11 protein-coding genes are annotated in these 12,265 nt (G+C 64.4%); 7 read left to right on the top strand and 4 right to left on the bottom strand.

Features of this window, described 5'->3' with window-relative positions; genetic code table 11:
- The first annotated feature begins 79 nt into the window (after positions 1 to 79).
- Positions 80 to 583: a TPM domain-containing protein gene (locus AC3WON_RS30200; RefSeq protein ID WP_492353384.1), complete on the top strand. Its 504-nt coding sequence runs from the start codon at positions 80 to 82 to the stop codon at positions 581 to 583.
- Positions 584 to 590: 7 nt separating this feature from the next.
- Here the strand turns inward: AC3WON_RS30200 and AC3WON_RS30195 are convergent, their stop codons facing one another.
- Positions 591 to 767, bottom strand: a complete 177-nt coding sequence (locus tag AC3WON_RS30195) for a hypothetical protein (RefSeq protein ID WP_492353383.1) — start codon at positions 765 to 767, stop codon at positions 591 to 593.
- A gap of 76 nt (positions 768 to 843) precedes the next feature.
- On the opposite strand from AC3WON_RS30195, the gene AC3WON_RS30190 reads away from it, so the two are divergent.
- Positions 844 to 1,509 (top strand): methyltransferase family protein, encoded by a 666-nt coding sequence (locus AC3WON_RS30190; RefSeq protein ID WP_492317508.1) that lies wholly within the window; start codon positions 844 to 846, stop codon positions 1,507 to 1,509.
- Positions 1,510 to 1,574: 65 nt separating this feature from the next.
- Here AC3WON_RS30190 and AC3WON_RS30185 read toward each other — a convergent pair whose 3' ends face one another.
- Positions 1,575 to 2,852, bottom strand: coding sequence for an MFS transporter (locus tag AC3WON_RS30185; protein ID WP_492353382.1), 1,278 nt, complete (start codon positions 2,850 to 2,852; stop codon positions 1,575 to 1,577).
- Positions 2,853 to 2,933: 81 nt separating this feature from the next.
- Between AC3WON_RS30185 and AC3WON_RS30180 the strand changes: the two genes are divergently transcribed.
- The 4 genes from AC3WON_RS30180 (at position 2,934) to AC3WON_RS30165 (ending at position 7,728) form a co-directional block, all read left to right on the top strand.
- Positions 2,934 to 3,908, top strand: a complete 975-nt coding sequence (locus AC3WON_RS30180) for a LysR substrate-binding domain-containing protein (RefSeq protein WP_439671370.1) — start codon at positions 2,934 to 2,936, stop codon at positions 3,906 to 3,908.
- A gap of 1,296 nt (positions 3,909 to 5,204) precedes the next feature.
- Entirely contained in the window at positions 5,205 to 6,581 is a 1,377-nt protein-coding gene (locus AC3WON_RS30175) for a sigma-54 dependent transcriptional regulator (RefSeq protein WP_439671369.1), read from the top strand.
- 26 nt (positions 6,582 to 6,607) lie between these two features.
- Positions 6,608 to 7,342: a class I SAM-dependent methyltransferase gene (locus AC3WON_RS30170; RefSeq protein WP_492353381.1), complete on the top strand. Its 735-nt coding sequence runs from the start codon at positions 6,608 to 6,610 to the stop codon at positions 7,340 to 7,342.
- A complete protein-coding gene (locus AC3WON_RS30165; RefSeq protein WP_492353380.1) occupies positions 7,339 to 7,728 on the top strand; it encodes a GtrA family protein in 390 nt (129 codons plus the stop codon). The genes AC3WON_RS30170 and AC3WON_RS30165 overlap by 4 nt, the downstream gene beginning before the upstream one ends.
- Positions 7,729 to 7,758: 30 nt before the next feature.
- On the opposite strand, the gene AC3WON_RS30160 is transcribed toward AC3WON_RS30165, so the two are convergent.
- Complete coding sequence (locus AC3WON_RS30160) at positions 7,759 to 8,781, bottom strand: glycosyltransferase family 2 protein (RefSeq protein ID WP_492353379.1); 1,023 nt, start codon at positions 8,779 to 8,781, stop codon at positions 7,759 to 7,761.
- Between the two features lie 64 nt (positions 8,782 to 8,845).
- Positions 8,846 to 10,093: a glycosyltransferase family 87 protein gene (locus tag AC3WON_RS30155; RefSeq protein WP_492317514.1), complete on the bottom strand. Its 1,248-nt coding sequence runs from the start codon at positions 10,091 to 10,093 to the stop codon at positions 8,846 to 8,848.
- A 682-nt stretch (positions 10,094 to 10,775) separates the two neighbouring features.
- On the opposite strand from AC3WON_RS30155, the gene AC3WON_RS30150 reads away from it, so the two are divergent.
- Entirely contained in the window at positions 10,776 to 12,245 is a 1,470-nt protein-coding gene (locus AC3WON_RS30150) for a hypothetical protein (protein ID WP_492317515.1), read from the top strand.
- The last annotated feature ends 20 nt before the right edge of the window (positions 12,246 to 12,265 follow it).

Below are 12,265 nucleotides of genomic sequence, written 5' to 3'. Positions count from 1 at the left end.
GTTTTGGTGGCGGGGGCGGCGGCGGCTTCGACGGCGGCGGCGCCTCGGGCAACTGGTGACAGCACAAGGAACGAAGACAATGCCGAATCTCCGACGTGCCCTGCACCATATCGCCACCACGGCCAGCGCAGCCCGCAAGCACTTTCCGGCCGAAGCCCAGCAGCAGCTGCATGCAGCCGTGCATGCCGGCGAAGCCAGCCACCGCGGCGAGATCCGCGTGGTGATCGAAGCCAGCCTGCCGGTGGGCGATGCCTGGGCCGGCGTCACGCCGCGCGAGCGCGCCCGCTTCCTGTTTGGCGCGCTCGAGGTCTGGAACACCGCGGACCATACCGGCGTGCTGCTCTATATCAACCTGGCCGACCATGCGGTCGAGCTGCTGGCCGACCGCGGCATCGACGCCTGCGTGGGGCCCGCCACCTGGCGTGAGCTGTGCGACGAACTGGTGCTGGGGCTCAGGCAGGACCTGTCGGTAGGGCCGGTGCTGGCCACGGTGGCGAGCATCCATGCACTGCTGGCCACGCACTTCCCTTCCGACGGCGGGCACAACCCGAACGAGCTGGACGACCGTCCGGTTTTTCTCTAGGGGCTGTTCACATCGCCAGGTTTGGCCCAATCGCAATGGCGAACGATGTGACGGCCAGATAGCGATCCGCAAGCTCGTTGTCGATTTCCATCTGGCCTTCCCCTTGGCCTGCGCCATCGACCAGGCAATGAGCGGTTTTCATTGGCGAAACATACTTTTGCCCGATATGACGTCTGGCGTTCACAGGCTACGCTTGGCCAACAGCTGCACGACAGCCAGTGAGGCGGAGCGCCAAGACTCCACCAAAACAAGGGGAAGCCATGCCAGAATGCCCAGCGGACAAGGCCCAAGGGGGCCTTGCGCCCAGAACAGAACTTCGAGAATTCCTCTTGGAGGCTAGTCTCAGAAGTACCACCGCCATCATGTTTGCAGCGTTCGCGTACGCGGCAATCCGGCACTGGCTCGCGGACCCGACGCGAATCACCTTGCTGCTGCTCGTGTTGGCAAACTGCCTGACCCTTGGCCTGTCCCTGTTTGTCCGGATTCCGAAGCGACGAGACTGGAATCCGGTCACCGTCATCTGCTCGCTAGGCGCCACATACTATTTCCTCGCAATTCAGCTGGCGCCAGGGCAGCACCTGGTACCGGAATTACTTGGCGCTGGCCTCCAGGCCATAGGAATCACCTGGCAAATCTACGCAAAGATCTCGCTCCGGTTCTCGTTCGGAATACTGCCTGCCAATCGCGGAATCGTGTCGAGCGGGGCTTATCGATTCGTGCGACATCCGATCTACCTTGGCTACCTCATCGCCGACGTCGGCTTCTTGCTCACAAACTTCGGGCTGCAGAACTTGCTTGTCTATGCCGGGCTGTACGCGCTGCAGGCTGTACGGATAAATCGCGAGGAAAAGCTACTGTCCGACGACCCCGAATACTGTCGGTATCGCGAAAAAGTACGATTCCGCGCGTTGCCAGGCGTTTACTGAGCGTGCCGAACCCTTCCATGGGATTGGGATAAGCCGCCAACCGGGGGACGATCACGCGAAGGGGATTAAGGTCGGGAGCGGGGGCGGCGCGCACCCATCAGGTACCACACGGCCGCAAATATTTGCAGCGCCACCAGTCCGCCCCACGCCGTCAGGTGTGCAGCCTTAGGATAGTGCCCGGCCGTGGAGGGCCACAGATCCAACACCAGCCCCACACCCATCTGGCAGGCAAAGGTGGACAGGAACACAGTCAGCGTCAGCGCCGTGGTAGCCCTTCCGATCAGCGCATCCGGAAAGCTGCGCGCCAGCACCGCATAGGTCAGGATGCCGCTGGAGCCGAACACGCCATAAGCCACCCACAGCAGCACCGGCGGCAGCGGGACCTGCGCCATCAGCAGCAGCTGGACCACGATAAAGGCGGTCATGCCAGTGCCGGCAAAGGCATACAGGCTTACGCCGACACGCTCCAGGTGACGCGCAGCCCAGCCCGCGCCGACGCAGCCTGCCATCATCGCGAAGCCGATCACCGAGACCAGTTGTGCGCTGCTGGCCGGATCGAAGCCGGGCACGTCGCGCAGGAACGCACCCACCCATAGCGTCTGCACCGCCATGAACACGCCCTGGTTGAGCAGTGTCAGCGGCACCACGCGCCAGAAACGTTCGCTGGACAGGATCTGGCGCGTGCCGCGCAGTTGTTCGCGCAGGCTTTCCTTGCCGGCGCGCGGCTTGTCGGGCACGCCGAACCACAGCAGCACCGCCATCGCCAGCGATATGCAGGTCAGCCCCATGCTGACCGTGCGCCAGTCAGTCAGTGACAGCAGCCACGACAGCGGCGCGCCGACCAGCACCGCGCCCAGGCCGCCGATGGCCATCACCACGCCGTTGAGCAAGGGCATGCGTGACAGCGGGAACCACATCGACAGCGCCTGGATGGTGGCGCCCAGGCACACCGACACGCCCACCCCGATCAGCAGCCGGCCGGCGGCCAGCCCGGCCATGCCGGGCGCCAGCGCGAACACCATCGAACCGGCCACCGCCACCAGCAGCATCACGGCCTCGGTGCGGCGCGGGCCGTAGCGGTCCAGCAGGATGCCCGCCGGCAACTGGGCGCAGGCAAAGCCAAGGAAGTAGAAGCTGGTGAGCAGGCCCAGGTCGCCGGCATTGAGCCCGAGCTCGCGCGTCAGGTGCGGCGCAAAGCCCAGGTTGACGCCGCGGAACAGATAGGACACCAGGAAGCCCAGCGAGAATACCGCCAGCACGCGCCAGCGGGCGCCGGCAGCAGCGCCAAGGGCAAATCGCGCTTGCGAGGGCGCGGAAGACAAGTTTGAAGTCGTAGTCGTCATGATGGCCCGAATTGTCGTTCCTCCGGCAAACCAAAGCCAACGAAAGATACCCGCGGCAATTGTGAGTAGAATTTGACGGCCATGGCCAAATCCCCCGCCAAACCCGCCCAACGCCCCGTCCACCTGCCGCCGCTGCAAGCGCTGCGTGCGCTCGAGGCTGCCACGCGCCACCGCAGCTTCTCGCGCGCGGCCGAGGAACTGGCCCTGACGCACAGCGCCATCAGCCACCATATCCGCGCGCTCGAGACCAGCCTGGGCACCAAGCTGTTCCAGCGCACCGGCAGCCAGATGACCCCCACCAGCGTGGGCGCGCGGCTGGCGGAACAGGTGCGCGGCGCGCTCGACAGCATCGAAAGCGCGCTGCGCGAGGCCGGCAACAGCGCCGCGCCGCCGGTAACACGGCTGCAGGTCAGCGTGATGGCCGACCTGGCCAATGCCTGGCTGATCCGGCGCCTGCCCAGCCTGCACGCCCAGGTGCCGTCGCTGGACCTGCACCTGCGGCTGCATGCGGAGATCACGCCGCCCGACCCGTACAGCGTCGATGTCGGCATCTGGCACCAGCGCATCGACCTGCCCGGTTTTGAATGCCACAACCTGATCGAGGACCATGTGATCGCGGTGGCCAGCCCGGCGCTGCTGGCGCGCTACCCCGGCTTCACGCTGGCCGACGTGCCGCGCATGCCGATGCTGCGCTTTGCGCTGCGCCCCTGGCGCGACTGGCTCGAAGCCGCCGGCCTGCCAGGCGACGAGCCCGAACGCGGCCCGATCTTCCAGGATGCCGGCCTGATGCTGCAATCCGCCGTCGCCGGGCTCGGCGTAGCCACTGCGCGCGCCCAGCTGGCGCACGATTACCTGGCCAGCGGCGAACTGGTGCAGATCGGGCCCACCCGCATCCCGTCCAGCCTCCATTACTGGGTCACCTGGCGCGAAGGCAATCCGCGCGAGAAGGCCATCCAGCAGTTCCATGCCTGGCTGGAGGAACAGGTCCGGCAGGAAGCCGGCCACGTCCACCCTGGCGCCGACGGCAACACGCCCGCCAAGCGGTTTCATGCATGAAATTGTTTGAGGCGCAGATGTTGGCAATACGAATCATTTTCGTCTAGACCAGTGAAATCAAGGGCTTGGCGGATGCCGCAAGCCTTCCGATGGCTTGCCGTACGCGCGTGCCGCGCCCTTGCCAGAGCCGTCCGGGTTTCACGAATGCAACCAGTTGGCACACCGTGCCAGCGTCCGTGAAAAATCTACCCGCCCCATCCAAAGAGATGAGATACGGCCGGGCCAGCCCGGCGCCGCATCGTGCAAACGCTTGTCAACGCGTCGATTCCGTCCACCCAACCGCGCCCGCAACCGCGTGCGCGGCGCCAAAAGGCTGAAGACAACCGCGGGACGCCGGGGTGGCTACCGAGGTACAGAGTTCAAAACGTTGTAACGGAAATGAAACTACCTGGCAGCTTCATTCGCGTGCTGCATTCGAGCCCTGACGCCTGTCCGTTTGAAATTTTGCTCTCCCTCCTTCGGATGGGCATTGCCGGTGAAAAGTAGGTTTTCCGGCACCCATTTGCCCGGCACTGTGATCCCTGTGTCTCATCGCCCGCCCACCAAATGCTGCGCCGCAATATAAAAATCCCGCCGGATGTATCAAAAGCGGAACGTTATTGATCGCCAGCAGCGGCTCAAAGCCAGCCGAAAATTTCTTTTTCCTTTTGTTATCAAAGAATTAGCCATATCTGGCACGTTCGTCGCACATATGTCCGCGCGAACAGAAGCCCGGAACAGGGGGATGTCTGAAACCGAAGCGGCAACACACTGGCACGCGTTCGCCGAAGATCAGTTTCAGGACGACCCCGCATCCCAGGGCGGATTCGGACTGGCGCTGTAAGCGTGGGCCACGCGGCAGGAACTGGCCCGCATCGGCTGGCCAGGTTGCAGGGGTCGTCGACAAGATTAGCGGAGGTCGTTCAGGAACACGGGCCGCAAGCGGACGAAAAGCGGCCCGTGGTACCTGGACTATGCGGCATGCCACGGATAAACGGGGCAGCACGCAGACAACAAGCGGACGCATCGGCCGAGCCGGCGCATCCGGACAAGAAACGGGGTGAAGCAACAGCCTGCCATGCAGGCGATGCGAAGCGGCAGCCGCCGCGACCGATACCAGGGAGGTGAGGTCGCGGCGGCGGCGAAAACGGGCCCACCGGCCCGCGCAGCGCAGCGCCGCCGGCAGCAACTTTTAGGGAGAGCGCCAGGCCGCGGCATTGACATGTTGTGGCAGGCGCGAGCCTTAGAGCCAACGAAGCCAGTGACCCGCGACAGCAGGCCGCCGGCTTTGTAAAAACAAAGATCCGGGGAAATTCTATGAGCGCGTACACCAACCGCCCGCTGCTGTACCTGTCGCAGCACCACGACGCCATGCTCTGCAGGATGCTCGCACAGCGTGGCTGGAAGATCAGTTTCGCCTCCAACCTGCAAGATCTCCACGCGCTGCCCCCGGGCAACCAGCCGCTTGCGGCGATGCTCGACCTGCAAGGCGGCTTCAGCGATGCCGACCTGGAATCGTTCGAGCCCTGGCTCTCGCTGCCGCATATCGGCTGGATCGGCATCATCGCCGGCCAAGAGTCCCTGACCGAATCCGCGCGCCGGCTGCTGGGCCTGTACTTCGTCGACTATTACACCGCACCGGTCGAGCACTCCCGCCTGGCGGAATCGCTCGGCCACGCGCTCGGCATGGCGCAACTGCGCCCGGGCGCCCAGCATGCCCGCCCCGGCACCGCACGCCCAGACGGCATGATCGGCAGCTGCCCGGCCATGCAATCGCTCTTCCGCGGTATAGAGAAGGTGTCGCGCTGGGACACGCCCGTGCTGATCTCCGGCGAGTCCGGCACCGGCAAGGAACTGGCCGCTCATGCCATCCACCGCGCCTCGGAGCGGGCCTCGCGCCCCTTCGTCGCGGTCAACTGCGCGGCGATCCCGCCCACGCTGCTGATGTCAGAGCTGTTCGGCTATGAGCGCGGCGCCTTCACCGGCGCGACCAAGCGCAAGCCCGGCCGCATCGAGATGGCACAGGGCGGCACCCTGTTCCTGGATGAAATCGGCGACATGCCGATCGAAAGCCAGACCAGCCTGCTGCGCTTCCTGGAAACCGGCCGCATCGAGCGGCTGGGCGGCACCGAATCGGTGGAGGTCGATGTGCGCATCATCTCGGCCACCCACGTCGACCTGGAAGCCGCGATCGCCGCCGAACGCTTCCGCGGCGACCTCTACCACCGGCTGTGCGTGCTGCGCGTGCGCCAGCCACCGCTGCGCGAACGCGGCAGCGACATCCTGCTGATCGCCGAACACGTGCTGGACAACGTGCGCAAGCAGTCGCCGGCACGCATCCGCGGCTTCTCGCCGATGGCGCTGCGCGCGATCCAGCAGCACAACTGGCCCGGCAACGTGCGCGAGCTGATCAACCGCATCCGCCACGCCGCCGCCATGTGCGAAGACGGCGTGATCCAGCCCGACGACCTGGAGCTGGCCACCCCAGCCGACGACCGCCCGCTCACGCTCGCGGCCATCCGCGAAGCGGCCGAGCAGACCGCGATCGTCGAGGCGCTGCAGCGGCATCATGAACGGCTGATCGACGTGGCGGCAGAGCTGGGGATTTCGCGGGTGACGCTATTCAGGCTGATGCGGGATTACAAGCTGCAGGTGAAGAAGGGGGATCTGGGGTTGATCTGCGTGCAGGGCTAGCCGATCCATCACGGAGGAACCGACCGATGTCACCTGATGCCTACCTTGAAATGGCCGAAACCGAAGCCTGCCACTGGTGGTTCCGGGGGCGGCGCGAAATCGTCGGCACGATCCTGTCCGGCCTGGCGTTGCCGCGCGACGCGTCGATCCTGGAGATCGGCGCGGGCACCGGCGGAAACCTTGAGATGCTGTCACGGTTCGGCAACGTCAGCGCCGTGGAAATGGATGGCACCGCCCTGCGGATGGCGCGGGAGAAGACCCTGGGGGCCTACGACATCCGCAGTGGCCGGTGCCCCGACGACATGCCGTTCCCGGAACACAGCTTCGACCTGGTCTGCCTGCTCGATTGCCTGGAACACATCGCCGACGATGCCGGGGCACTGGACTGCACCGCAAGGATGCTGAAAGCCGGCGGCGCTGCACTCATTACCGTGCCCGCCTACCAGTGGCTATGGAGTTCCCACGACGTCTTCCTGCATCACCAGCGCCGCTATGGCAAGCGGTCGCTGCATGCGCTCGCCAGCCGGTGCGGCATGCGCGTGGAACGGATGTCCTATTTCAACACGCTGCTGTTCCCGCTTGCTGTGGCGGCCCGCATCAGCGACCGGCTGAGCGGCAGCCGGAAGGCAACGGGAGCGGGTCTCCCGCCCCCATCCGTCAACCAGGCATTGCACCGCCTGTTCAGAACGGAACGCCATTGGCTGGCACGCGGATCGCTGCCGTTTGGCATTTCGCTGATGGCTGTAGTGCGCGCATCGTGAACGCCAGCAACACCGCGCCCGAACTTCGCCGGGTCACGCGCTTCCTGGTATCGGGCGCCACCTCGACGGGCGTGCATGTCGCCATCACCGCGACGCTGGTCACCACGCTGGCGACCTCACCGGTCGCGGCGAATTGCGTGGCCTTCGTGTGCGCGACCGCCTGCTCCTACCTTCTCAACACCTTGTGGAGCTTCTCGTCGCGGCTGCGCAACCGGACCCTGGGCCGCTTCGCCGGCGTATCGCTGCTTGGGCTGGGGCTGACCATGGGCATTTCATGGACGGCCCAATATCTGGGAGCCAGCTATTGGGCGGGTTTGGCAGGCGTGGTCCTGACGGTGCCGGTCTTCACCTACCTTGCGCACCGGGCTTGGACGTATCGGGATTAGGCATCGTCCCGCGGCCAGGCCGGCCACGCATCAGCGGCCACTGCTCACATGCCCGCGGTCGATCCGGATCACACGCCTTCCCGAGGCGATGAGCTTGTCCTGGCCGGTTTCCTGGTAACGGCGCCGCACCAGATAGATCGGCCGTCCCTTGGCTTCATCATAGATGCGGCCGACATACTCGCCGACCACGCCCAACCCGATCAGCTGGATGCCTCCCAGGAACAGGAGTACCGAAAGCAGCGACGCATAGCCAGGGACATCAATACCGAGGATCAGGGTACGTGCCACGATGAAGGTGCCGTAGCAGAACGCGCCAAGCGCAATCAGGATTCCGATGTACGTCCAGCTGCGCAGCGGGATGGTGCTGAAGCTGGTAATGCCCTCGAGCGCGAGGTTCCACAGACGCCAGCCCGAGAACTTGGAATGCCCGGCACTGCGCGACTCGCGCTCATAGCGGACGATCGCGGTCTTGTAGCCCACCCACGCGAACAACCCCTTCATGAAGCGGCGTCGTTCCGGCATCTGCTTGAGCGCATTGATCACCACCCGGTCCATCAGGCGGAAATCCCCGACGTTCACGGGCAGCTTCTGGTCGGACATCTTGTTATGGATGCGGTAGTAGGCGCCCGCGGTCACGCGCTTGAGCCAGGAGTCGCATACGCGGCTGCTGCGCTGGGCAAGCACCACCTCTGCCCCTTCCCGCCAGCGCATGACCAGCTCAGGGATCAGTGAGGGCGGGTCCTGCAAATCAGCGTCCATGGGAATCACCGCGTCGCCAAGGGCTTCGTCGAGTCCCGCAGTCAAGGCAGCTTCCTTGCCAAAATTCCGCGTCAGGTCCACGACTCGCACCCGTGCATCCCGGCGCGAATATGCAATGAGCTTGTCCAGCGTGTCGTCCGAGCTGCCGTCGTTCACCAGCACGATCTCGAAGCGGATCGCTTCGATGGATTCGAGCACTGGAATGACGCTGGCGAAGAATTTGCTGATGCTCTCTGACTCGTTGTAGCAAGGTACAACCAGAGACAGCAGCCTGGCACCGTACGGACCCGACATGATCCCCTCCCGAGACGGGGTGGCTTGTGCACACACCGTCGTGATTGCGCATTCATGCGCCTTGTTATTCGCCTGGTGCGAACCGCTCCCCGGTCCGGGCCCTGCGCAGGATTGCCATCAGCATCAGCAGTGTCACCAGCGGCCCGGCAGGTGGCAGATGACCCGCCTGATTCATGCTCAGGGCAAATGGCAGCAGCCATGCCACCACCAGCAGTTCCCGCTCCCCTTTCATCCAGCCGTGCTTCACACCCTCGACTGCCAGGCCTGCGATCGCCAATCCCAACCAGGTTAGTTCGTAGTACCAGAGGTAGGGGCTTACCATCACGGTGGACGTCGCCAGCGCGGCAATACGCAGTGCAGTCGAACTCCGGCCGCGCCAGACTCTGACCAGCACCCAGATCGCAAACACCGCGCCCAGCCCCTGGGCCAGGTACGCGACCATCACCGACGCCCCGGCCCGGCGCATCATGGCGAAGACGGTCGGACAATGGCGCCATCCAATCTCGCCCTGCTCAAGCACGATCTGCCTGAAGAGCGTGCCGCTTTCCAGGAACGCGGGTACGGTTTCCCATCCCCAAAGGGCAATGCTGCAGGCAGCAATCGCAGCTGCGGTTGCCGCAGCGGTAAAGAATGCCTTCCATGCGCGGTCCACCACCAATGCCACGGGGAGCAACGCCGCCAGCTGCGGCTTCACGCTCAGCAAGCCAATCAGCACGCCCGCCAGCACCGGCCGGGTTCTCAACTGGATCAGCGCCCATGCCGCCATGCCGGCCGTCAGTAACGAGTTCTGCCCGATCAAGGCGGCCTCATGGATTCCGGGAAAAGCCAGCACGGGCAGCCACACCACGTGGCGCGGCACACCGGGAAAGGCCAGGATCCTGAGTACCGCGGTGATGTACACAACCGCCGTGCTGCCGATGAAAAGCAGATAGCTCGCTGCAAACGGCAACAAGGACAGCGGTATCACGAACAGCAGGAAGGTCGGCGGGTAGACCCATGGCAGAAAAAACTTCCCCTCGCCCCGGACTGCACCGAACGCCGCTATGACGTGCCGCAGCGTCTCGTAGTCATAGACCTTGGCAGCCTGACCCTTCATGACCAGATACGACGCACTCCAGAAGGCCGAGAAATCCACGCCAGGGCGACCCAGCGAATCCGTGGTGAAGCCCCTCGTTTTGAATGCCCATGCCACGATCAAGGCACCATAGATGATCAGCACGGCAACGCTGTAGGCCCTGAGACGCTCCAGGTCCAGCCAATGCCGCGGCATCACTGACCCCGGCGTTGCTGCCGGGCTATGATCCAGGCTCATCGCTCCCCATCCCCCTGATGTTCTGTGGCAGCGCCGGCCTGATTTCTTCTTGGCAATGCAGCGGCGATGCATCGATGTACTGGCTCCATTCTGGTCAGGCGCCCACCGATGTACAAGCAGTACCAAGGCCCTCGGCGGGGGCGCTGAAATCCGGCTGGTGCGAGCGTATCCAAACTGAATCACGACCCGATTCGACCGCAATCCCGCGTGCCATTCCGGTTCTCCCGGCATTGACCGGGGCGCAGCCAGTCCGCGGCGACAGCGCGCGTTTCCCCGCTGAAACGTTGTCCATCGGGCTGCTTACTCCCTGCGACTCCTCCCGCGCGGAGGACTCAGCGGCGGCATTGCGCATCGGCCTCCACCAAATGCACTGTGTCCCGCGCGCTCCGACTCATACTTTTGGCGCAGGGGATGGCCGCACGTGCGCGCTGCCTCGCAGGCAACCGCGAGCTTCAAAGAATTAAGCACGATTCGTAGTGGAAACGGGAGCACGGGCATGTTGTCTCCAGCTCGGCAAGGCGCGCACCCAGGCTGCGCCCTCTCCCCCGGGAAACAAGGGCACCTTCGTCAATGGCGCGGTTATTGCGACAGTCCGGCAACTGCGCCCCTGCGGCGCCGGGCCAGCCGCGTGCCTTTCCTACCAGATCCGGATGGGTAACCACTACAGCCACCGCGAGACGCCATGAAAATCAACCCGACCTGGGTGGAGACGACCAGCAGGGAAAGCCTGCTCCAGCAGTTCGCCACGAAGCAGTGGTTCTGGGTCGCCCTCTTCGGACTCAGCCTGTTCTCGATCCTCTCATTTATCGGTGGCCGCTTGCTGGTGGATGCCGACACGCTCTGGCACATCGCCACCGGCAAATGGATCCTTGCCAACCATGCAGTGCCGGCGACCGATCCGTTCTCGTTCTCTTTTCACGGCGCAAAATGGGTTCCGCATGAATGGCTGGCGGAAGTCATCCTTGGCGCATCCCATGCCTGGCTCGGCTGGGCCGGGCCGGTGCTGGTCACCGCGCTGGCGACCGCCGTCACGCTGACCGTACTGTTGCGGTTCCTGCTGCGCCATATCGAACCACTACATGCGTTCGCCGGGACACTCCTGGCCTTCCTCACGCTGGCCCAGCATCTGCTCGCCCGCCCCCATGCGCTGGCCTGGCCGCTGATGGTGATCTGGGCCGCCCACCTTGTGCTGGCGCGCGAGCAAGGCAAGCGACCCAGCCTGTGGCTGCCGGTCGTCATGTTGGCCTGGGCCAACATGCATGGCAGCTTCCTTCTCGGTATCGGGCTGGCCGGCGCGCTGGCCGTGGAGGCCATCCTGACTGAAGGACACCCATGCCGGAGCGCGCAGGCATGGGCACCGTTCCTGGCACTGACCGTCATGGCGGGCCTGTTGACGCCAAACGGCGTGGACGGCCTGCTCTTCCCCTTCCACGTATCCGGCATGAGTTATTCGCTCAGCATCATCAGCGAATGGAAGGCACCGGATTTCCGCTTGATCCAGCCAATCGAGCTGTGGCTTGCCTTTGTGCTGTTCGGTGCGCTCTACTTCGGGTTCCGTTTGCCTGCGACCCGGATCCTGATGTGCTTCGGGCTGATTCATCTTGCCCTGACCTTCGCGCGCTATGCCGAGCTGCTGGGACTGCTGGCCCCGCTGTTGCTGATGCCCAGCGTCGGCCCCCAGCTACGCGCAGCCATCCGTCCGGAAATCAAGCCGCGCCTGTCACTACGGAGTATTCGAACCATTACCGCATTGTGTATGGCACTGTTCATGGGCAGCATCGCCTTCCTTGCCAATGGCATCCAGCACAACCAGGGCCGGATACAGCCCCGTGAAGCCGTCAACGCGGCCATGGCGGCAGGTGGCACCGGGCCGGTCTTCAATAGCTACAACTTCGGCGGCTACCTCATATTCTCAGGAATTGCGCCGCTCATCGACGGCCGCGCCGACCTCTACGGCGACGACTTCGTGCGAAGGTATATGGCAGCCTATTCTGGGGATGCCAAGATCCTGCAGGCCCTGATCCAGGAATACAAGATCCGGTGGGCCGTTCTGGAACCCTCAAGTCCTGCATCAAAGCTGATCCATGGCTTGCCGGGCTGGCGAAAAGTGCACGAGGATAAGAATGCCGTCGCCTATGTCCGCGAACAATAGGGCCGTGCCCCCCCCCCCCC

It is taken from the genome of Cupriavidus sp. FW305-46, assembly GCF_058787075.1.
Note: the sequence above shows the minus strand (reverse complement) of the source record. Positions and strands in the feature narration are given on the sequence as shown.